This is a genomic window from Neobacillus cucumis (assembly GCF_002860255.1).
In the GTDB taxonomy this organism is placed as follows: Bacteria; Bacillota; Bacilli; order Bacillales; family Cytobacillaceae; genus Neobacillus; species Neobacillus cucumis_A.
This window is the reverse complement of the sequence record NZ_PGVE01000029.1, coordinates 58,887-81,128: the sequence shown is the minus strand read 5'-3', so window position 1 is coordinate 81,128 and position 22,242 is coordinate 58,887. Positions and strand designations below refer to the sequence as shown.

Here is a 22,242-nt window from a genome sequence, read left to right as displayed (position 1 = left end):
GAAAGAAACTCAGTAGTTTTTGATTGACGGGTCGTATAGAAAAATGTAAACTTTAGTTTATTAGCACATTAGCAGACTAAAGGATTTTTGAAAATAATGGCTGTTGATTTCCGCTCCAGGCGCAAGCGGTTCGCGGGCGTGCTGGGGAGCCTCCTCGGCGCTATGCGCCTGTGGGGTCTCCCCAGCCCCGTACTCCCGCAGGAGTCTGCGCGCCTTCCGCTCCAATCAACCTGCTAAAAAATCAACAATAATCTTTAACACAGCCAAATAATAGCAAATCTGAAGATAAAGGATGAGCAAAATGAGTCGCTTGTTTATGTTTGAAAAGCCGCTTGGGATGCGGGATACACTGCCCGAACTATATGAGAAAAAACACCGTGTTCGTACCTTAATGGCGGATACGATGAAGCTGTGGGGCTATCAATTTATTGAAACCCCAACACTTGAATACTACGAAACCGTTGGAGCTGCATCAGCCATTGATGATACTCAGCTTTTTAAATTACTCGACAAGGAAGGTCATACACTCGTGCTAAGGCCTGATATGACAGCACCGATTGCCCGGGTAGCTGCTTCTAAGCTTTTAAATGAGGACCTTCCTGTGAGACTGGCTTACTCGGCTAATGTCTTTCGTGCCCAGCAGCGCGAAGGCGGCCGTCCAGCTGAATTTGAACAAATCGGCGTGGAATGCCTTAACGAAGAAACGGTCTCTTGTGACGGTGAGGTCATTGCCCTCTTGATTTCCTCGTTAAAAAAAGCAGGACTCGAGGAATTCAAGGTTTCGATCGGGCATGTTGGCTTTGCTAACGAACTATTCGTGCAGATCCTTGGAACAAATGGAAGAGCCACGGCATTACGTAAATTTTTATTCGAAAAAAATTATGTCGGTTACCGCGAGCATGTCCAATCTCTTCCATTGTCATCGATTGATAAAAAGAGACTTCTCCAGCTTCTTGAATTACGAGGGGGAGAAGAAGTAATGGGCTTGGCTCTCGATATTATCGAGAATGACAAAGGCAAACAGGCCATCCTTGAACTAAAGGAGCTTTGGGATGTGATTAAGGATTATGGCGTCGAAGAGTATGTGAAATTTGATTTTACGATCGTCAGCCATATGAGTTATTATTCCGGGATTCTATTTGAAGCCTATGCCGGAAATGTAGGTTTCCCGATTGGAAATGGCGGCCGCTATAGTTTAATAGAGAAATTTGGCAAAACGGCAAGCGCCACTGGGTTTGCCGTCCGAATGGATATGCTCCTTGAGGCACTTCGAGGCGGTCAGCTAGAAAACACCGCTCATTGCATCTTTTTCAGCCAGGAGCGGCGGAAGGAAGCCTTTGAATTGGCTGCAAGCATGCATGAGCAAGGGAAAAAGGCTGTTCTCCAAGATATTACTGGGGTTAGAAATCTCGATGCGTTTACAAAAAGATTTGCTGATACAACTTATTTAATTGGAGGGCGCGCGAATGAGTAACCTATTAACAATTGCGATGCCAAAAGGACGGATTTTTATAGAGGCGGTAGAGCTGCTCCGAAAAGCAGGTTATAAGCTGCCGCCGGAATTCGATGATTCACGGAAATTGATCATCGACGTTCCCGAGGAGGGCTTGCGGTTTATTTTATCAAAGCCGATGGATGTAGCTACCTATGTAGAGCATGGTGTGGCCGATGTCGGAATCGCCGGGAAAGATGTATTGCTCGAGGAAGAGCGCGATGTCTATGAACTCCTTGATCTTAAAATCAGCTACTGTTATTTAGCGGTTGCAGGTCTTCCAGATACAAAAATGAATGACGTCGCTCCTCGGGTGGCAACCAAATATCCGAATGTGGCGGAAGCTTATTTCCGTGAGCAAGGGGAACAGGTGGAGATTATTAAATTAAACGGCTCCATTGAGCTGGCACCGATTATCGGGCTGTCTGACCGGATTGTTGATATTGTCTCAACTGGACGGACATTGAAGGAAAATGGACTTGTGGAGTATGAACGAATCAAGGATGTCACCTCTCGTTTCGTTGTCAATCCTGTCAGCTACCGGATTAAGGACCGACAGATTGATGATATGGTGAAACGACTTAGCGAAGTAGTGTAATGGGGGCTTTAATATGAAAATTTTGAAAGTAAATGAACTAGTTTCCATCAAACGGTCGATTGAAGCAGGCACCTCTGAGCAGCTCGCCGTTGTGAAAGGAATCATTACTGAAATTCGCAATCGCGGTGATGTGGCATTAAGAGAGTTTACGGAAAAATTTGACCGCGTCCAATTACCTTCTTTTTCAGTAACAGAAAGTGAAATAGAAGAGGCCTATTCGCAAGTAGATCAGGAGTATATTGAAATTGTTCGTGAAGCGGCGGAAAATATTAAGTCTTTTCACGAAAAGCAGCTTCGACCTTCTTGGATGACAACAGAAGAGAATGGGACCATCCTGGGTCAAAAAATAACGCCGCTTGATTCGGTTGGCGTTTATGTGCCTGGCGGGACGGCAGCCTATCCATCCTCCGTTTTAATGAATGTCATTCCAGCCAAAGTGGCTGGAGTAAAGCGGATCGTGATGGTCTCCCCCCCTGATGAACAAGGGAAACTGCCAGCAGCCGTGTTAGTTGCCGCGAAGGAAGCAGGCGTGAAAGAGATTTATAAAGTAGGCGGTGCCCAAGCGGTTGCTGCCCTTGCTTACGGAACAGAAACGATTGCAGCTGTTGATAAGATTACCGGTCCTGGAAATATTTTCGTGGCCCTAGCCAAACGAGAGGTCTTTGGCGATGTCGATATCGACATGATTGCCGGCCCAAGTGAAATTGCCGTTTTAGCAGACGATACCGCTCGAGCGGATGAAGTGGCGGCAGATTTATTATCGCAGGCAGAGCATGATCCGCGCGCCTGCAGTGTTCTTGTGACCCCATCGATGGCGTTAGCAGAGGCGGTTGCCGAAGAGGTTGAAAAACAGCTAGCAATATTACCAAGAAAAGAGATTGCTGCTCGTTCTATTGCCGAATATGGTGCAATTTATGTAACGGCAGATTTGGAAGAAGCAGTTGAAACCGTCAATCAGTTAGCCCCTGAGCATCTGGAAGTCATCACGGAGAATGCCATGGAGCTTCTTGGGAAAATTCGTCACGCCGGAGCTATTTTCGTTGGACGGTATAGCTCAGAGCCTGTTGGCGATTATTTTGCCGGACCTAATCATGTCCTGCCGACAAATGGGACAGCAAGGTTCTCCAGCCCGCTGAATGTGGATGATTTTCAAAAGAAATCTAGTGTCATTATATATAGTGAGAAGGCATTGAAGGAAAATGGAGAAAAGATCGCCAAGTTTGCCCGTATGGAAGGGCTCGAAGCACACGCTCGTGCAGTGGAAACAAGGCTGAAGAACGATAAGTAATAGTTCGTTTAGGATAAAACCCTTGGGGAAGCGGGGGATTGTCTTTTATGGAGCTCGTTGAGGACAAGACTAACAAGCAAATCAGTGAAACGGTCGTCAATAAGGCCTCTTGAAGACAAAACAAACAGGAAAATCGGAGAAACGGTCGTCAATAAGGCCACTTGAGGACAAAACCAGCAGGAAAATCGAAGAAAAGGTCGTCAATAAGGCCTCTTGAGGACAAAACCAGCAGAGAAATCGAAGAAAAGGTCGTCAATAAGGCCTCTTGAGGACAAAACCAGCAGAGAAATCGAAGAAGCGGTCGTCAATAAGGCCTCTTGAGGACAAAACCAGCAGGAAAATCGAAGAAAAGGTCGTCAATAAGGCCTCTTGAGGACAAAACCAGCAGAGAAATCGAAGAAAAGGTCGTCAATAAGGCCTCTTGACGACAAAACCAGCAGGAAAATCGGAGAAGCGGTCGTCAATAAGGCCTCTTGACGACAAAACAAACAGGAAAATCGAAGAAGCGGTCGTCAATAAGGCTTCTTGAGGACAAAACTAACAGGAAAACTGAAGAAACTGTCTCAACTGGATTTCTTGAAGACAAAAATTACGAAAAAACCCAAGGGCTGTCCTCAGACCATTTTAAAAAAAGTTAAAGGAGCACCTCAAATGGAAAGATCAGCAAGCGTTGAACGATATACAGGCGAAACACAAATTAAACTGGCGTTTGATATTGATGGAGAAGGTCAGTCCAATCTTGAAACAGGCGTCCCATTCATGACCCACATGCTAGACTTATTTACAAAGCACGGACAGTTTAATTTAACAGTTGATGCCAAGGGAGACATCGAAGTCGATGATCATCACACAACAGAAGATATTGGCATTTGTTTAGGGCAGGCCCTGCGCGAAGCATTAGGGGACAAACGCGGCATCAAACGTTATGGAAATGCATTTGTGCCAATGGATGAAGCACTCGCACAGGTCGTTGTAGACCTAAGCAACCGACCGCACCTTGAAATGCGTGCAGAATTCCCAAGCCAAAAGGTGGGAACCTTTGATACGGAGCTTGTTCATGAATTTCTCTGGAAATTAGCGCTTGAGGCACGGATGAACCTCCATGTCATTGTTCATTACGGACAAAATACACACCACATGATTGAAGCTGTTTTTAAAGCATTAGCGAGAGCGCTAGATGAAGCAACTACCATTGATCCACGTATTAAAGGCGTGCCATCAACCAAAGGGATGCTCTAACAGCGAGCGGTGATACATACAAACAAAGGAAGGTGACAGAGAATGATTGGAATCGTAGATTACGGGATGGGAAACCTTTTTAGTGTAAGCAAAGCCCTTGAGCGGCTGGGTGCCGACTATTTCATCTCGGCAGATAAAGACGAATTACTTCGTTCTGATGCATTAATTCTACCGGGAGTAGGTTCCTTTCGTGATGCGATGGAACGCTTGCAGGTAGAGACAATAAAGGAATTTGCGGCAACAGGCAAGCCGCTTCTTGGCATCTGCCTTGGCATGCAGCTATTGTTTGAAGAAAGCGAAGAAAATGGTCCGACGCAAGGATTAGGGCTGCTGCAAGGAAAAGTTCGCCGCTTTCCGGGTACGACATCAGAAGGCGAAACGTACAAAGTTCCGCATATGGGCTGGAACCGGCTTGAATTTGTGAAAGATTCACCGCTTTTAAAAGACCTAACCGAGGACTACGTTTATTTCGTACACTCCTATTTTGTTGATGCTGACAATAACGAGGCACTTTTGGCAAAGGCAGACTACCATGAACAAGTGTCAGCTGTCGTTGGAAAAGACAATATTTTTGGCATGCAATTTCATCCTGAAAAAAGCAGCAGACTTGGGATGGCCCTCCTAAATAACTTTTTAAAATTAGCTGCAGAAAGGGATGCGGTTCGATGACATTAACGATTTATCCAGCAATTGATATGCGGGGCGGAAAATGTGTCCGTCTCCTTCAAGGGGACTATGATAAAGAAACGATTTATGGGGATTCCCCATTTGAAATGGCAAAAAGCTTTGCAGAAACGGGCGCGGAATGGATTCATATGGTGGATCTTGATGGAGCAAAGGATGGTAAGCGAGTGAATGACCGTTTTGTTATAGAAGCGGCGCAAAACTTAGACGCAAAGGTTCAAATTGGCGGCGGGATCCGCTCGGAAGAAGACATCCTCCACTATCTGGAAAACGGAGTAGATCGAGTGATTATTGGCAGTATTGCTGTTTCAAATCCGGAGTTTGCCATCAAAATGATTCAAAAGTACGGCGCGAAAATTGCAGTTGGAATTGATGCGAAAAATGGTTACGTGGCCACACATGGCTGGCTAGATACCTCTTCAGTCAAGGCAGTTGAACTTGGAAAACGTTTTGCCGATGCAGGTGCCGAAACCTTTATTTTTACAGATATCGCTACAGATGGTACCCTTGCAGGGCCCAATATCGATGCTGTTTGTGAAATGGCTGAGGTGACTGGTAAATATGTCATTGCATCTGGTGGAGTCAGCAGTCTTGCCGATTTACAAGCCATTGCAAGAAAAGGAATCCGAGGAGCCATTGTGGGCAAGGCTCTCTATGAAAATCGGTTTACTCTAAAGGAAGCATTGGAAGAGGTGGGAGTATCATGACTTTAACCAAGCGGATAATTCCCTGCCTGGATGTTAAAGATGGCCGGGTTGTTAAAGGTATTCAATTTGTCCAGCTGCGCGATGCAGGGGATCCGGTTGAACTGGCAAGATTCTATGATGAACAAGGCGCGGACGAGCTGGTTTTCCTTGATATTTCTGCTTCGGTTGAAGGCCGGAAAACGATGGTAGAGGTTGTCAAAGCAGTAGCATCGGAGCTCGCCATTCCGTTCACCGTTGGCGGGGGAATCAATGCCCTAGAGGATATGAAAAGAATCTTGCGGGCTGGTGCTGATAAAGTGTCGTTAAACACCGCAGCAGTCTTAAACCCCGAACTGATCAAGGAAGGCGCGGATTACTTTGGCTCCCAATGTATCGTAGTCGCCATCGATGCTAAATTTGATCCTGAGATGGGAACCTGGCGCGTCTATACTCATGGCGGCCGAACACCGACAGAGAAGAAAGTGATTGAGTGGGCGGTTGAAGCAGCGAAGCTTGGTGCAGGTGAAATTTTACTTACAAGCATGGATAGTGACGGCGAGAAAAATGGCTTTGATTTAAAGCTGACCAAAGCAGTTAGTGAAGCTGTTACCATTCCTGTTATTGCTTCCGGCGGGGCAGGTAATGCCGATCATTTTGCTGAAGCTTTTTTAGAAGGAAAGGCTGATGCTGCTCTTGCTGCATCGATATTTCATTATAAAGAAACTTCTGTGGATGAGGTAAAGGGCTTTTTAAGGGAAAAAGGAGTGAGCATACGATGAATGTGAAGTTTGATGAAAAGGGGCTCGTCCCCGCTATTGTACAAGATGCTGATACAAAAGAAGTGTTAACTCTTGCTTATATGAATGAGGAATCATTGGAAAAGACGATTGAAACTGGCGAAACATGGTTCTACAGCCGTTCCCGCCAGGAATTGTGGCACAAAGGAGCGACAAGCGGCAATATACAAACCGTTGCCAGCATCAATTATGACTGCGATCAGGATGCCATATTAGTTCAGGTTTATCCAAAAGGTCCTGCCTGCCACACAGGTGCGGTCAGCTGTTTCTCTGAACGGGTTGTTGAAGGGAAAGCCAACTTAGCAGACTACCAGATTCTTCAGTCACTTGAAAAAGTCATCTTAGACCGTGAGCGTGAGCGTCCAGAGGGTGCGTACACCACTTATCTGTTCGAAAAAGGCGTCGATAAAATTTTGAAAAAGGTTGGCGAAGAAGCGGCCGAAGTCATTATTGCGGCAAAAAACCGTGATCATGAAGAGCTTAGATGGGAAGCTGCCGATTTGCTCTACCATCTCCAAGTATTATTGGTAGAACAAGGGCTTCCATTTACAGAAGTCTTACGAACACTAGAAGAAAGACACAAAGACCGGTCCTAATTAGGCTCGGTTTTTGTTTTTTATAAGGGCTATTTTCGCATAAATTGTTGTTTTTCGAAAAGATGCCACGATCCGTATAAACGATACATCCCCCTCTTCTCGAACAAACCCAAGTGTGCTATACTACATAAGTTATGTTGAAATATATGGAGGACTTCATGGTGAAAGAAGCGAAGGCAAGAATTCAAAAGGGAAAAATCGTATCATTTGTTCCTACGGGTGAATATTATTTCACGAAGGGTATCAAGGCATACCATCGTCGAGATTTTGTGAAAGCCAAAAAATATCTTAGCCGGGCGATCCAGCTCGAGCCAGGTGAACCAATGATTACATGCCAGCTGGCGATTGTCTCGACAGAACTTGGCGAATTCGAACATTCTAACCGACTCTTGCATCAAATCCTTGAAGAGCTTGATCCAGAAATGGCGGAGTGCCACTACTTTTTAGCAAATAATTATGCCCACATGGGATTTTTTAAAGATGCTTATCACCATAGCAAGCTGTATTTACAGCTTGATCCGGACGGAGATTTTTCCGATGACACCGAAGAGTTATTAGAAGTACTTACATTGGAAGCGGAAGAATTTGAGGATGAGCTATATGAGCAGGATGACCTCATCATCAAACAAGAGCAGGCACGTGAACTTTTGGAATCCGGCTACTTTCCGAAAGCAATTGAACTGCTGAAAGATGTCGTGAAGGAATATCCTGAATACTGGTCTGCTTATAATAATTTAGCATTAGCTTACTTTTATCTAGGTAAAGTGGAAAAAGCAGAAGCGATTTTGGAGGATGTTTTAGATCGCAATCCTGGCAATCTTCACGCTCTCTGTAACAAGCTTGTGTTTGCCCATTATCAAGGGCAATCAGAGAAAGTTGCTGAATTACTGCAGGTTTTGAAAAAAATCCAGCCACTCTTAAGTGAGCATCAATTTAAGCTAGGCGCCACTTTTGCATTAGTTGGGGAATACGAACAAGCCTACTTATGGTTAAAAAAGTTATACAAACACGGCTTTGACGGAGATGGGCCATTTTATTACTGGCTCGCATATTCCGCCTTTTATACAGGGTTTGAAAATTTTGCAAAGAGTATTTGGAAAAAGGTTCTCGAACTGACTCCCGATAAAGAGGGATCAGAGCCATGGAATCTTGAAAAAACAGCTGTTAACGGTTTTGAAGATTTAACAGAGTCGATTTTTCAAAAGCTTGAAAGCGACTATGTCGAGGAGCGGTTATTTGCCCTCTTTTTGACCACAGTTTCAAGTAAGAAGGAAGAAATTATCGGGTCCAAGCGGCTCTTCCAAAATCACAAATTCACGAATCTTGAAAAAGAGTATCTCTCTCTTATTCGATTGGGCAAACCTTCTAAAACAGGTGATGCCCAGGAAGTAGCTGAACTATTTTATGAAAACCATCAGCCGATTGGGACTGTCGAGTCCGGTTTGTACCTTCTTTGGTTTTCCGTATATGCAGAAGCTTCAAAAGCAGGCGTGGATTTGAAAAACAAACATGCCTGGGCTGCAGCAGTGGAATATTTGTGGCATAAACTAAGAAGCGAAAAAGTTTCCCAGCAGGAAATGGCAGAACGCTATGGCTTATCGGCTGCGACGATCGGCAAATATGTAAAATTAGCTAACAACTACCTGCAATAAGCATATTCGTGGACTATAATTCAATTGTTTTATACGATTAAGTAGGGAATACTAATACTTAATCGTATTTTTTTTATAAAAAATGTCTAGCTGCAGCGCCTGGTCAAGGCGCTTCCGCTTTTCGAGTTAGGAGTGAACTATATGTCTGAAGAAAAAATTTATGACGTGATTATTGCCGGCGCTGGTCCTGCAGGAATGACGGCTGCTGTTTATACATCTCGTGCCAATTTGTCTACACTAATGATTGAACGCGGGATGCCAGGCGGACAAATGGCGAATACAGAGGATGTTGAAAACTATCCTGGTTTTGAGAGCATTTTAGGACCAGATCTATCAACGAAAATGTTTGAGCATGCGAAAAAGTTTGGTGCTGAATATGCCTATGGAGATATTAAAGGAATTGAAGATCATGGCGATTATAAAATCGTAAACGCTGGTTCTAAACAATACAAAGCCTACTCAGTTATTATCACAACAGGTGCCGAGTATAAAAAAGTCGGTGTACCGGGTGAAAAAGAATTAGGCGGACGCGGTGTTTCTTATTGTGCTGTTTGTGACGGAGCATTCTTTAAAGGAAAAGAGCTGTTTGTCATTGGCGGCGGTGACTCTGCGGTAGAAGAAGGCGTTTACTTAACCCGCTTTGCTTCAAAAGTAACCATTGTTCACCGACGTGATCAGCTTCGCGCTCAAAAAATTCTTCAGGATCGCGCTTTTGCGAACGAGAAGGTTGATTTTATCTGGAACCACACCATTAAATCCATTAATGATAAAGATGGAAAAGTCGGCAGTGTCACACTTGTCTCAACCCAAAACGGCGAAGAGCAAGAATTACCGGCAGACGGTGTTTTCATCTATATTGGGATGGTCCCGCTGTCAAAACCATTCCAAAACCTAGGTATTACGAACGAAAACGGTTATATCGAGACAAACGACCGTATGGAAACAAAGGTACCTGGTATTTTTGCAGCAGGAGATATCCGTGAAAAAATGCTTCGTCAGATTGTCACGGCGACAGGAGACGGAAGTATTGCTGCTCAAAGTGCTCAGCACTATGTGGAAGAATTGAAAGAAGAAATGAAGCTAAAAAAATAAATATATAAAAAAGTAACCCTTTTATAATTTTCCTGTAACAGTAGTGAAATAAAGATGAGGTATGATAGAGGAAATTGACCCCCTTTAAAAATATATACCTTTTCTTGCACAGGCCCAGCAGCTTGTGCTCTTTTTTTGTTTTTAAACACAATTATTTAACAGAAATATCAAATTTGTATTCATTGTGACTGTTTCCTAAAAATAGTATAATGAAAAGAATAAATTAATTGGATTCATACAAGCTACATGTAAATAGCTTGTCTTCTGTCTTCCTAAATTTTAAGCTTGCGTCACAAGGGCGCATGTGCACTTCTAAAGAGGTGAAAAAAGTGCAGCGGGTTACTAATTGTGTATTAATTAGAAATAATCAAGTGTTATTACTGCAAAAACCGCGACGCGGCTGGTGGGTGGCACCGGGCGGAAAAATGGAACCTGGGGAGTCCGTACGTGATTCCTGTATTCGCGAGTACCGTGAAGAAACGGGGATTTATTTAAAAAACCCACAATTAAAAGGAATTTTTACAATGATTATGAAGGATGCTGACGAGCTTCTGTCCGAGTGGATGTTGTTTACCTTTGTGGCCACTGACTCTGACGGGATTGATTTAGATGAGTCAGAAGAGGGCAAGCTTTCATGGCAGCCAATTGACCAAATCAAAGGTCTGCCTATGGCGGCAGGTGATCTACATATCATTGATTATATGGTTCATGGAAAAGGTATTATTTACGGAACGTTTACTTATACAAGTGATTTTGAATTAATTAGTTATCGATTAGATCCAAGTTAATAAATAGGGGGAATATACATGAGTACCGGTTCGACAAGCGAAACCCAGATGGTCATTATCACAGGAATGTCTGGTGCTGGAAAAACGGTGGCCATTCAAAGCTTTGAAGATTTAGGATTCTTCTGTGTTGATAACTTGCCTCCTACGCTTCTTCCAAAATTCCTTGAACTTATGCGAGAATCAGGGAATAAAATGAATAAAGTTGCTCTCGTCATGGATTTGCGCGGCCGGGAATTCTTTGAACACTTATTTAAAGGATTAGATGAGCTGGCAGAGACGTCATGGGTAACTCCACAGATTTTATTTTTGGATTCGGATGATGCTACATTGGTGCGAAGATATAAAGAAACAAGACGGACCCATCCGCTAGCGCCAACAGGACTGCCACTTGAAGGGATCACACTCGAACGTGAACTTCTAGAAGAATTAAAAGGCAGGGCGCAATTAGTTTACAATACTTCCCAGATGAAACCACGTGAACTGCGTGAGAAAATATTAACTGAATTTACGACGAATAAACAATTAATGTTTACTGTCAATGTCATGTCGTTTGGCTTTAAATATGGAATCCCAATCGATGCAGATCTTGTTTTTGATGTACGCTTTTTACCTAATCCTCATTATATTGAACATATGCGGCCAAAAACAGGCTTGGATGAAGAGGTTTCCAGTTACGTATTGAAATGGAATGAAACGAATAAGTTTTTGGAAAAGGTGACTGACTTGCTAAGCTTCATGCTTCCGCATTACAAAAGGGAAGGAAAAGCACAGCTTGTTATTGCGATTGGCTGTACTGGGGGGCAGCATCGTTCAGTTGCATTGGCAGAAACTATTGGCCGTTTTTTCCAAAACGATTATAAAACAGTCGTTTCACATCGTGACATTGAGAGGAGAAAGGAAAAAACAACATGAGAGAGTTAGGACAGCCTCGCATTGTCGTAATTGGCGGTGGAACAGGATTACCCGTTCTATTACGTGGATTAAAACAGTATCCTGTTGATATTACTGCCATTGTGACAGTTGCGGATGATGGTGGCAGCTCTGGCCGTCTGCGCGAGAATCTGCATATTCCACCTCCTGGGGACATACGCAATGTATTAGCATCATTGTCAGATGTTGAACCGCTCGTGGAGGAGATGTTTCAACATCGCTTTAAAACAGCAAATGAACTATCCGGTCATTCGCTCGGAAATTTAATTCTTGCAGCCATGACCTCGATTACCGGAAATTTTGTTCATGCGATACAGGAAATGAGTAAAATCTTAAATGTGCGGGGGAAGGTTCTGCCAGCTGCTAATCAAAGTGTTGTCTTACATGCTGAGATGGAGGATGGAGCCATCGTTTCAGGGGAATCGAAAATTCCTTACTCGGGGAAGAAAATTAAAAAAGTTTTCCTGACTTCAAAAAGCAGTATTCGTCCCCTGCCAGAGTCGATTCAAGCGATTCGTCAGGCAGACTTAATCATTATCGGACCAGGTAGTTTGTATACCAGTATTTTGCCCAATTTACTTGTTCCCCGTTTAGGAGATGAGCTGTGCCGTTCTCATGCGAAAAAGGTTTATATCTGCAATCTGATGACACAGGCAGGAGAAACGCATGGTTTTACAGCGAGCGATCATGTAAAGGCGATTTATGACCATATGAGCTGTTCTTTTATCAATACCATACTTGTTAATAATGAAGAAATTCCTCCTGATATTCAACTCCGTTATAATGAGGAGCTTGCAGATCCTGTCCAATATGATTTGCCCGAGTTATCTGAACTTGGTCTTGAGGTTGTTCATGCTGACATTGCTTATCAGGAAAATGGGGCATTAAGGCATGATCCCAAAAAGGTAGCCAAAATTTTATATAATTTACTGATTGATGAAACTAAAAAGCGATATGAATCGTAATTAGTAGTACAATAAAGGTTAAATGCAGGTTCTTTTCAAAAAAAGGTGGTGAGGGGATGTCTTTCGCTTCGGAGACTAAAAAAGAATTAACTAACTTGGAAGTGAAAACTTGCTGTAATCTTGCTGAATTATCAGCGTTGATTCGCATGAATGGTTCCCTTTCCTTTTCCAATCGTAAGTTAGTTGTTGATATACAAACCGAAAATGCGGCAATTGCCAGAAGAATTTATACATTACTAAAAAAGAGCTATCAAGTACAGGTAGAGCTTTTAGTTCGAAAAAAAATGCGGCTAAAGAAAAACAATGTTTACATTGTCCGATTAGCTGAGCAGGCTAAAGAAATCTTAGAGGATACGAAAATACTTGGAGAAGGATTTACCTTCATTCATGATATATCACCGGAACTTATAAAGAAGAAGTGTTGTAAGCGTTCTTATCTGCGTGGAGCATTTCTTGCAGGAGGCTCTGTTAATAATCCGGAGACCTCATCCTATCATTTAGAAATATCTTCACTATATAAAGAGCATAATGATTCTTTATGTGAATTGATGAATACATTTGATTTGAATAGTAAAACGCTTGAACGGAAAAAAGGCTTTATCACCTATTTAAAGGAAGCCGAAAAGATTACCGAGTTTCTTAATATTATCGGTGCGCATAATGCTCTGCTTCGTTTTGAGGATGTAAGGATTGTCAGGGATATGCGGAACTCCGTTAACCGTTTAGTAAACTGTGAAACAGCCAATTTAAATAAAACGATTGGTGCCTCGATCAGACAGGTGGAGAATATCCGTTTTATCGACGCTACTGTCGGCTTGCAAGTTTTACCGGATAAGCTTAGGGAAATTGCTGAGCTTCGAGTTCAATATCCCGATGTTACGTTGAAGGAATTAGGAGAAATGGTATCTGGCGGTGCCATTAGTAAATCGGGCATTAATCACCGCCTGAGAAAAATTGATGAGATTGCTGAAAAGCTCCGTATGGGAGAATTATCGGCAAAATATTAAAACTTGTAAAATATGTAATAATAAACATGTTATATATACAACTTGAGGAGGAATAGAAATGTTGGTAAAAGAGATAGAAGTAAAATTGAAGTCGGGTCTTCAAGCCCGCCCTGCAGCCTTGTTTGTACAAGAAGCAAACCGTTTTTCTTCAGATATTTTTCTTGAAAAGGACGGAAAAAAGGTAAACGCTAAAAGTATCATGGGGTTAATGAGCCTGGCTGTCGGCTCCGGAGTCGTGATTAATATTATTGCAGACGGGGACGATGAAGACAAAGCCATTGATGTACTAACGAATTTTATTCAAAAAGAACAATAATCAAAAAAGGATTCGGCCTAGACTGAATCCTTTTTTAATAAGAATAATTGTCTAGCTTCAGCGCCTAGGGGCTCTCAGGTCTAGCCAATCCGTCAAGAAGGCTAAAAAGCAGCCTTCTCGCCGGCTCGTCTTATGCCTGTCGCCCCTAGGAAAAAATGAACTACTTTTTTCCCTGGTCAAGGCGCTTACGCTTTTCGAATAAAAAGCAACCGACAATTTGCCGGTTGCTTTACGATTATTTTTTATCTGTGTCTGTTGGCTTACGTGTGATAATACTGTCGATAAGACCGTATTCTTTGGCTCTTTCAGCAGTCATGAAATTATCGCGGTCTGTATCGCGTTGAATCACTTCAAGCGGCTGACCAGTACGCTCTGCTAAGATACCATTTAATTTTTCGCGAAGGAAAAGAATGCGTTTAGCAGCAATTTCAATTTCAGTTGCTTGACCCTGAGCTCCGCCTAGTGGCTGGTGGATCATGACTTCCGCATTTGGAAGTGCGAAGCGTTTTCCAGGTTGACCTGCAGAAAGCAGGAATGCTCCCATGGAAGCAGCCATACCGATACATACCGTTGATACATCTGCTTTTATGTATTGCATGGTATCATAAATCGCCATTCCAGCTGTAATGCTTCCACCTGGGCTATTGATATAGAGGGTAATATCTTTTTCTGGGTTTTCTGCTTCAAGGAATAATAATTGTGCTACAATGCTGTTAGCCACATTGTCATCGATTGCGCTTCCTAGCATAATAATCCGGTCTTTTAAAAGACGGGAATAAATGTCATAGGCTCTTTCGCCGCGATTAGTTTGTTCAATAACTGTAGGAATCAAATTCATTTTTCTTCCTCCTTTGATTAGAAAAGGTAAAAGCTTATGTAATAGTATCATACACTGATGGTCAATAAAGGTCAAACAGTTTGCCTTTAAAAATGTTCGACAACTTTCCCAACATCAGGATAACCATTTCTGATTCATTTAAAACCTATTCGCTGCTTGCGATGTGGCACTCAAATAAAAAATGAGCGCTTATCCTTTTTCAGGATAGCGCCCGTTTCTTAAAGAAGGAAAAGTCATGCACATCTACCTCATCTTAATTCTTATTACTTGATAACTCTGTGTTTTTTAAACTAGCTGCTTTCTTGATGGATTGTTCCACAACGTATTGAAAACCATAGATAATAATTGCCAAGGATACACATATAAAATACCATGTCTTGTTTTTCATCTTTATAAATTTGACAACTCCAACTTTACTCCCAATGTAAGGCAAAGGAAAAGCGTTAATAAGATCCAATACCATATTTGTCATTAAGTATTTCGGGAAATTTCCAAATGTTAATTTAAATATCCAAAGCGTTGCGACAAAATAAGGCCCTAATATATAGGTAAAATCTATTGGCCCAGGTGATAGAGGATTTTTAGTTATCCACCATTTTTTCCTATAACAGAAAAGACTAAAAACACTTAAAAACAAATTGGTGAAACTTGCAACAGGCAAAAACCTAATAAAATTTCGTTTCCCCATAAAAGGGACGGTTAGCCAAGGAAGAATTAATGTTGCTAAAGAGAATGCCATTTTTGTATTATGCTTAACCATGAAGCTCCTCCTTGAATGTGCTTTAAGATATTTATATTATCTCCAATTTATGGGTGATTATGAAAATAAGTACAAGCCATCCTCAAATTTGAAATACCTCTAAGTTCCAATTGAATGATTATTACTAATCCGTATTTTCTTAATATTCCACATTAGCGAATCCACACCTGAAGAGAAATGAGCGATTGGTTTTACTTCAGAAAGGTCAAAATGAAAAGGTATAAAAAGGTTATTCCTGACTATTTCTATCTCTGCTTTTTGTAGCGGCCAAGGCCGATGGTGTATTTCACCGCAATAGATGTTGACTCCGTTATTGGAACTATAGAGACAATATCGCTCAGTAAGCCAATGGTCCAGTGTTCCTTTTTTTGGAAAATAAACTTCCGATACAGGAAGGTATGTTCCTTTAAATGAGATAGGATGATTCCCGTTTCCTTTACGAATACTTTGACAATGAAAGATTTGTCCCTCTTCTTGAAAAGAAATTTGCGCTGAATGATAGGGTAAATGGTACCATCTCTTGGCAATCTTTAAGGAAGCCCAGTTTTCAACATCAATAGACATAAAATAAATACCGGGTTTGCCATCACATTTAACATACGTCCTTACATTGATTTCTGGAAATTTAGAAGTTAGGGAAACAGATGATAATCCACGTGGATAGATTCCCTCTAAAACGAATAAAATGACGCCTACCCATGCGGAGCCATTAAAGGTGTCAATTTGTAAAGAAGAAGGAATATGCGGCCGAAGCTTTTCAAGTGGTATAGGCCAATGCAAAAACAATAGATTTTTCCAGTTTTGTCGCATAATCCAATATTTCGAAGGTAATGGCCAAGAACGATGACCAATATCATTCATTATATTCATGGAATGATCCCCCTGTTTTTATATGTTCATAGTTTGGTGGAAAAAGAAAATTTCATACGTTTAGGAATACCAAATCTCAACTATTTTCAGGTGCATTACCTTGATATTTATATGATTTCCCTTTTTTTGGATATAATATAAATGTTGATTTTTTTATTGAAATTATGCGGGATATGGAGCAATAAACATGTCGAACATTCTTTATTATTTGACTTTTGCAATGGTGACATTTATTTTTATCATTTTTGTATTCTTGCTTTTTGGATGGCGTTGGTTAATGAAACGAATGGTAAAGCAAATGGGAAAAATTATTTTAACAGACAGTTATCAAGAGAATGTAATGGAATTGATGCCCGGACTTCGGCATATGGGCATACAAAATATGCTTGAAAATAGCTTGCGTGCAGAAACAGGCGACGTTCTACACCGCCCGATGGGTTCTTCAAAAAAATGGCCGCATTTAGATTCCATTACTTTTATCCCTGCCCAAACAACACCCTTTCCTATAGATGGAGAAGAAGATGTCGATGTACAGGTAACCATTGGGCCAAATTCAAAAAAACCGATGAAAATAAAAATTCCGTTAATGATCAGTGGGATGGCCTATGGAATCGCACTTAGTGAAGAAGTGAGACTCTCTTTAGCAGAAGCAGCTAATAATGCAGGAACAGCGATTAACTCTGGTGAAGGGGCGGTCTTACCTGAGGAACTAAATAAAGCCGGAAAGTATATTTTACAGTTTTCCAAAACAGAGTGGGCAAAGGAAGAGGAATTGATTAAGCGGGCCGATATGATAGAAATTAAGTTAGGGCAAGGCGCATTGGCCGGGACGGGTGGGAAGATTTCTCCTAAAAATTTAACAGGTCGTGCCCGTGAACTAATGGGATTAAAGGAAAATGAGGATGCCGTAATTCATGATAATTTTGTTAAAAATCAAACGCTCGATGACTTGAAAGAACTTGTTGATGAGCTGCGAGGTATGACAGATGGCGTTCCCATTGGGGCAAAAATGGCGGCCGGCGGGAAAATTGAAGAAGATATTGATCATTTAATTTACATAGGGGTTGATTATATTGCCATTGATGGCGGGCAGGCATCTACACTCGGCGCTCCGCCAATTTTATCTGACGATGTTGGAATTCCAACGCTGCATGCAATTTTGAGGGCGGCTAATCATCTAGAAAAAAGAAACATGAAGGGGAAAATTAGTTTAATTGCCTCTGGCGGACTTCTAGTACCCGGGCATTTTTTAAAAGTGCTCGCACTAGGAGCCGATGCCGTATATGTAGGCTCTGCTATGTTATTTGCCGTCTCACATCCACAATCATTGAATGCCATGCCGTTTGAACCGCCTACACAAGTTGTTTGGAATCAAGGGAAATACAAGGATCAATTTAAGATAGAAGAAGGGGTAAAATCAGCGGAAAAATTCTTAACAGCAAGTACGGAAGAAATAAAAATGGCATTAAGAGCAATGGGAAAACGCTCTTTAAAAGAGTTATCAAAAAAGGATATGGTGTCTTATGATGAATTGACCGCCAAAATGGTTGGAATTCCGTTTTCCTTTGAACCATGGGAAGACAAACAAATGGAGAAATAATTGTCCGTATTGGAGAAGTGACAATGGCGAACATATTATTATATTTAACTTTTGCAATGATGTCCCTATTATTTGTCGTGACTCTATTCATGCTCGTTGGTTGGCGCTGGATTATGAAACTAATAGTGAAAAAGGCCGGAAAAATTCTTTTATCTGACAGTTATCAAGAAAATATTATGGAACTAATACCAGGCCTTCGGCATATGGGCATTCAAAATATGCTAGAAAATAGCTTGCGTGCAGAAGCAGGAGCTGTCCTTTTGCGCCCCCTAGGAGGCTCTGCAAAGAAATGGCCGAATTTGGATCCCATTACCTTTATTCCTGCCCAAACGTCACCATTTCCAATTGATGGTGAAGAAGATGTAGATGTTACTGTTACCATTGGGCCAAAGGCAAAAAAACCAATGGAAATAAAAATTCCACTAATGATCAGTGGAATGGGCTATGGGGTTTCGCTTAGTGAGCAAGCTAGGCTTTCTTTGGCGAAAGCTGCTAAAAAGACAGGAACTGCGATTAATTCAGGTCAAGGTGGAATTTTACCAGATGAATTAAACGCCGCAGGAAAGTATATTTTACAATTTTCTAAAACAGAATGGGCAAAGGAAGAACACTTGTATAATCGGGCTGACATGATTGAGATTAAATTAGGACAAGGTGCTTTGGGAGGAATGGGAAGAAAAATCCAACCACAAAGTTTAAAAGGCCGGGCTCGTGATGTCATGGGACTTAAGGAAAATGAGGAAGCGGTCATTTATGACAACTTTTGTGAAAATCAAACATTAGTAGATTTAAAAATAATGGTAGAGGAACTTAGGGTATTATCAGGAGGCGTTCCAATTGGAGTGAAAATTGGAGCAGGAGGGAAAATTGAAGAAGACATTGATCATCTAATATTTATGGGTGTTGATTTTATTGTTATTGACGGAGGCCAAGCATCCATGCACGGTGCACCGCCTATTTTATTTGATGACTTTGGAATCCCGACATTGCATGCGGTAGTTAGAGCTGCTAATCATTTAGAAAAAAGAAAGATGAAGGGAAAGATTAGTTTAATCGTTTCAGGAGGGCTTTTAGTCCCCGGACATTTTTTAAAAGTGCTTGCACTCGGGGCCGATGCTGTCTATTTAGGCTCTGCCATGTTGTTTGCGCTCGCACATGATCAAGTATTGAATGCTCTTCCATTTGAACCGCCTACTCAAGCAATTTGGTATGATGGGAAGTTCAAGGATCAATTTAAGATCGAAGATGGGGTAAAAACAGCGGAAAAATTCTTAACATCTAGTATAGAAGAAATGAAAATGGCTTTAAGAGCAATGGGAAAACACTCTTTAAAAGAGTTATCAAAAAAGGATTTAGTGTCTTATGATGAATTGACCGCTAAAATGATTGGCATTCCATTTTCCTTTGAACCATGGGAAGACAAACTAAAAGACGATATATAAAAAGGCAAAAGTCATTATCTTCCATTTACCTAAGAAAGGCTTAAAATTCGTTGACAAAAGGAGCTGCATCATGTACTATTAATAACGTTGACGGTTCGTCTTTGTAGCAGTATAGAGAAGTGGTAATAAGCAAAAATGAACTGGATCTTGATATATCAACGTTTATAATAATCATGCGCTCGTGGTGCAACGGATAGCACGTAAGATTCCGGTTCTTAAAATGGGGGTTCGATTCCCTCCGAGCGCGTCTTAAAATATCACTACGTCCTTAGGACGCAGTGATATTTTTTTATGTTCATTTTTAGTAAATATAAAAAAATGATTATTGTAAGAAAGTAAAAGTGAAGCTGCATTAAAATAGTAAAATAGAAATACACATGTGTTTGCACGAACCAATGAGCAATTTGTAAGCGATTGCCTATTCTCCCCATAATTTCCACTTGAATGCCAAAAGTCCAATGGTACTAGTAATTATTCCGCTTACAGCCTTTGAAAACCACTTTCCCATTTGATCCCATCATGAAAGTTATTTTCAGAAATAGTAATTTGTTATTAAAAATTTTTAAAAGTATAAACTTGGAAATTAACATACATTTTTAGTGTTGATTTCCTTACAATACATGTTAGAATAGTTAACATGAATAAAGATTCTGAATATTTTCGCTTATTTTTTAGATAATGGATGTCTGATATACAGGGCATATAATTAATTATGTTAGGAATTTTAACATTTGTGATGTGTTGAACTATTTATATAAATCTGATAGGAGGGGACATTGTTGAGCAATAGTCAATCATATCGAGATAAAAAGGTAATGGGGATAGGGATTGTTACGGAAATAACGGGGTTATCTAATCGGAAGATCCGCTACTATGAAATTCGTAAACTGATTTTTCCGGAACGAACGCCTTCGGGGACTCGGAAGTATTCTTTTTCAGATATTGAAAGACTCATGGAGATAGCCGAAAAAATTGAAGACGGTGTCCAGACACATGAAATTCGCAAAGAGTTAGTCCAAAAGGAAAAACACAAGATGATTATTGGTCAAATCAACTCGCATTTTCATAAAGACAGATATAAATAACCAGGTTGAAGTCATCAAAGAAGCTAGAAACAAAAATAGCAGCGTCCATATTCATATTTAATTAAGGAGGATTCAAATGTTTTCGGAATATAAACACCAATCCTATTTTGATGAAATGTTCAACGAAAAAGGGGGAGTAAGGGATCATTATGAACAAGTGTATCAACAATTCTCTAACATGAGCAGCGTTGATTTGAACAACCTGCAGGAATCCATGCAATTTCAGATGATGAAGCAAGGAGTTACGTTTACCTTGTACAACGAAACACAAAGAGATCCCCTGGAGCGAACCATTCCAGTAGATGTTATTCCAAGAATTATCCCGGCAGATGAATGGGAACTGATCGAGAAAGGGATTAAACAACGGATTACAGCACTAAATCAGTTTATTCGGGATGTCTACCATGAACAAGCGATCCTTCGTGAAGCGATCATTCCGCGGAAAATTGTTATTTCCAATCCCTATTTTTTACCTGAGATGATGGGAGTGAACGTTCCAGGCGATGTATATATATCACTTTCAGGTGTCGATTTAATTCGGGATGATTCTGGTCAGTATTACGTGTTAGAAGATAACTTAAGGACACCTTCTGGTTTATCCTATATTCTTAAAAATCGATCTTGGATGATTCGTTTGTTTCCAGATTTGTTTTTTCAACATAAGATTCGCCCAATTGATGAGAGTATCAATTTGTTTCTATCTAATTTGCGGAGCCTGGCACTGCATAATAAAAAAGATCCTGTTGTTGTGTTGCTAACTCCTGGTTGTTATAACTCTGCTTATTTCGAACATACTTTCTTAGCGCAACAAATGGGGATTCACCTAGTCGAAGGTAAAGACCTGATTGTAATGGATAACAAAGTCTATATGAAAACGATGAAGGGGCTTAGACAAGTGGATGTGGTCTATAGGCGTATAGATGATGATTTCCTGGATCCTCTCGCTTTTCGACCGGATTCTTTAATTGGAGTCCCTGGTATCATGAATGCTTACCGTGCAGGGAATGTCGCCATTGCGAATGCTCCTGGGACTGGAGTGGCCGATGATAAAGCTATCTATTCGTATGTTCCAGAAATGATTAGATTTTACTTAAATGAAGAACCAATTTTAAAAAACGTACCGACCTATATTCTTTCTCGCGGTGAAGATAGAGAGTATGTATTATCGCATCTATCAGAGATGGTGGTGAAAGAAACCTCTCTTTCAGGCGGTTACGGCATGTTGATTGGTCCTCATGCTTCCATGGAAGAGATTCAGCAATTCAAAGAGAAGATTATAAACTCTCCTGAAAAATATATCGCACAGCCGACCATTCAACTTTCTCGTACTCCGTCTTTAGTGGACGGTCAAATGGTTGGGAGGCACGTCGATCTCCGTCCATTCACTTTCATGGGACGGGAAGGATTGGATGTTACGCCGGGGGGATTAACGAGGGTAGCTCTTAAAGAAGGATCTCTAGTAGTGAATTCTTCTCAAGGCGGCGGAAGTAAAGATACGTGGGTCTTATATTAGGGCT

The 22,242-nt window shown here is 41.2% G+C and carries 22 protein-coding genes and 1 tRNA gene; 20 read left to right on the top strand and 3 right to left on the bottom strand.

Going from position 1 to position 22,242, the window contains the following annotated elements:
• The first annotated feature begins 301 nt into the window (after nucleotides 1-301).
• The 15 genes from CVD27_RS06860 (at nucleotide 302) to CVD27_RS06790 (ending at nucleotide 14,130) form a co-directional block, all read left to right on the top strand.
• On the top strand, nucleotides 302-1,474 hold the full coding sequence (locus CVD27_RS06860) for an ATP phosphoribosyltransferase regulatory subunit (protein ID WP_101647149.1): 1,173 nt from the start codon (nucleotides 302-304) through the stop codon (nucleotides 1,472-1,474).
• Complete coding sequence (hisG, locus tag CVD27_RS06855; RefSeq protein ID WP_101647148.1) at nucleotides 1,467-2,090, top strand: ATP phosphoribosyltransferase; 624 nt, start codon at nucleotides 1,467-1,469, stop codon at nucleotides 2,088-2,090. Before CVD27_RS06860 ends, hisG begins: the two co-directional genes overlap by 8 nt.
• Before the next feature lie 13 nt (nucleotides 2,091-2,103).
• Entirely contained in the window at nucleotides 2,104-3,378 is a 1,275-nt protein-coding gene (gene hisD / locus CVD27_RS06850; RefSeq protein ID WP_101647147.1) for a histidinol dehydrogenase, read from the top strand.
• A gap of 651 nt (nucleotides 3,379-4,029) precedes the next feature.
• Nucleotides 4,030-4,617, top strand: a complete 588-nt coding sequence (gene hisB / locus CVD27_RS06845; protein ID WP_101647146.1) for an imidazoleglycerol-phosphate dehydratase HisB — start codon at nucleotides 4,030-4,032, stop codon at nucleotides 4,615-4,617.
• A 42-nt stretch (nucleotides 4,618-4,659) separates the two neighbouring features.
• Nucleotides 4,660-5,286: an imidazole glycerol phosphate synthase subunit HisH gene (gene hisH, locus CVD27_RS06840; protein WP_101647145.1), complete on the top strand. Its 627-nt coding sequence runs from the start codon at nucleotides 4,660-4,662 to the stop codon at nucleotides 5,284-5,286.
• Entirely contained in the window at nucleotides 5,283-6,008 is a 726-nt protein-coding gene (hisA, locus tag CVD27_RS06835; protein WP_101647144.1) for a 1-(5-phosphoribosyl)-5-[(5-phosphoribosylamino)methylideneamino]imidazole-4-carboxamide isomerase, read from the top strand. Before hisH ends, hisA begins: the two co-directional genes overlap by 4 nt.
• On the top strand, nucleotides 6,005-6,766 hold the full coding sequence (hisF, locus tag CVD27_RS06830) for an imidazole glycerol phosphate synthase subunit HisF (protein WP_101647143.1): 762 nt from the start codon (nucleotides 6,005-6,007) through the stop codon (nucleotides 6,764-6,766). Before hisA ends, hisF begins: the two co-directional genes overlap by 4 nt.
• Nucleotides 6,763-7,380, top strand: coding sequence for a bifunctional phosphoribosyl-AMP cyclohydrolase/phosphoribosyl-ATP diphosphatase HisIE (gene hisIE / locus CVD27_RS06825; RefSeq protein WP_101647142.1), 618 nt, complete (start codon nucleotides 6,763-6,765; stop codon nucleotides 7,378-7,380). The genes hisF and hisIE overlap by 4 nt, the downstream gene beginning before the upstream one ends.
• 158 nt (nucleotides 7,381-7,538) lie before the next feature.
• Nucleotides 7,539-9,032, top strand: a complete 1,494-nt coding sequence (locus CVD27_RS06820) for a tetratricopeptide repeat protein (RefSeq protein WP_101647141.1) — start codon at nucleotides 7,539-7,541, stop codon at nucleotides 9,030-9,032.
• 141 nt (nucleotides 9,033-9,173) lie between these two features.
• Nucleotides 9,174-10,124 carry a thioredoxin-disulfide reductase gene (gene trxB, locus CVD27_RS06815; RefSeq protein ID WP_101647140.1) on the top strand — a complete coding sequence of 317 codons (951 nt, stop codon included), beginning with the start codon at nucleotides 9,174-9,176 and terminating at the stop codon, nucleotides 10,122-10,124.
• Nucleotides 10,125-10,453: 329 nt separating this feature from the next.
• Complete coding sequence (locus tag CVD27_RS06810; RefSeq protein WP_101647139.1) at nucleotides 10,454-10,912, top strand: 8-oxo-dGTP diphosphatase; 459 nt, start codon at nucleotides 10,454-10,456, stop codon at nucleotides 10,910-10,912.
• Nucleotides 10,913-10,930: 18 nt separating this feature from the next.
• Nucleotides 10,931-11,824 (top strand): RNase adapter RapZ, encoded by an 894-nt coding sequence (gene rapZ / locus CVD27_RS06805; RefSeq protein WP_101647138.1) that lies wholly within the window; start codon nucleotides 10,931-10,933, stop codon nucleotides 11,822-11,824.
• Nucleotides 11,821-12,807 carry a gluconeogenesis factor YvcK family protein gene (locus CVD27_RS06800; RefSeq protein ID WP_101647137.1) on the top strand — a complete coding sequence of 329 codons (987 nt, stop codon included), beginning with the start codon at nucleotides 11,821-11,823 and terminating at the stop codon, nucleotides 12,805-12,807. The genes rapZ and CVD27_RS06800 overlap by 4 nt, the downstream gene beginning before the upstream one ends.
• Nucleotides 12,808-12,863: 56 nt before the next feature.
• Nucleotides 12,864-13,814: a DNA-binding protein WhiA gene (whiA, locus tag CVD27_RS06795; protein ID WP_101647136.1), complete on the top strand. Its 951-nt coding sequence runs from the start codon at nucleotides 12,864-12,866 to the stop codon at nucleotides 13,812-13,814.
• Between the two features lie 58 nt (nucleotides 13,815-13,872).
• Nucleotides 13,873-14,130 (top strand): HPr family phosphocarrier protein, encoded by a 258-nt coding sequence (locus tag CVD27_RS06790; protein ID WP_101647135.1) that lies wholly within the window; start codon nucleotides 13,873-13,875, stop codon nucleotides 14,128-14,130.
• Nucleotides 14,131-14,365: 235 nt separating this feature from the next.
• Here the strand turns inward: CVD27_RS06790 and clpP are convergent, their stop codons facing one another.
• The 3 genes from clpP to CVD27_RS06775 form a co-directional block, all read right to left on the bottom strand.
• Nucleotides 14,366-14,968 (bottom strand): ATP-dependent Clp endopeptidase proteolytic subunit ClpP, encoded by a 603-nt coding sequence (clpP, locus tag CVD27_RS06785; protein WP_101647134.1) that lies wholly within the window; start codon nucleotides 14,966-14,968, stop codon nucleotides 14,366-14,368.
• 253 nt (nucleotides 14,969-15,221) lie between these two features.
• Entirely contained in the window at nucleotides 15,222-15,728 is a 507-nt protein-coding gene (locus CVD27_RS06780) for a hypothetical protein (RefSeq protein ID WP_101647133.1), read from the bottom strand.
• A gap of 99 nt (nucleotides 15,729-15,827) precedes the next feature.
• The gene (locus tag CVD27_RS06775) at nucleotides 15,828-16,598 is read right to left on the bottom strand and encodes a YqjF family protein (protein WP_101647132.1); all 771 of its coding nucleotides are present in this window, start codon (nucleotides 16,596-16,598) and stop codon (nucleotides 15,828-15,830) included.
• Between the two features lie 187 nt (nucleotides 16,599-16,785).
• On the opposite strand from CVD27_RS06775, the gene CVD27_RS06770 reads away from it, so the two are divergent.
• The 5 genes from CVD27_RS06770 to CVD27_RS06750 all read left to right on the top strand — a co-directional run bounded on the left by CVD27_RS06770 (nucleotide 16,786) and on the right by CVD27_RS06750 (nucleotide 22,238).
• Complete coding sequence (locus CVD27_RS06770; RefSeq protein WP_101647131.1) at nucleotides 16,786-18,198, top strand: FMN-binding glutamate synthase family protein; 1,413 nt, start codon at nucleotides 16,786-16,788, stop codon at nucleotides 18,196-18,198.
• Nucleotides 18,199-18,221: 23 nt separating this feature from the next.
• Nucleotides 18,222-19,640, top strand: a complete 1,419-nt coding sequence (locus CVD27_RS06765; RefSeq protein ID WP_101647130.1) for an FMN-binding glutamate synthase family protein — start codon at nucleotides 18,222-18,224, stop codon at nucleotides 19,638-19,640.
• Between the two features lie 175 nt (nucleotides 19,641-19,815).
• A tRNA-Arg gene (locus tag CVD27_RS06760) sits at nucleotides 19,816-19,887 on the top strand.
• 529 nt (nucleotides 19,888-20,416) lie between these two features.
• On the top strand, nucleotides 20,417-20,725 hold the full coding sequence (locus CVD27_RS06755; protein WP_374703052.1) for a MerR family transcriptional regulator: 309 nt from the start codon (nucleotides 20,417-20,419) through the stop codon (nucleotides 20,723-20,725).
• Between the two features lie 76 nt (nucleotides 20,726-20,801).
• A complete protein-coding gene (locus CVD27_RS06750; RefSeq protein WP_101647129.1) occupies nucleotides 20,802-22,238 on the top strand; it encodes a circularly permuted type 2 ATP-grasp protein in 1,437 nt (478 codons plus the stop codon).
• The last annotated feature ends 4 nt before the right edge of the window (nucleotides 22,239-22,242 follow it).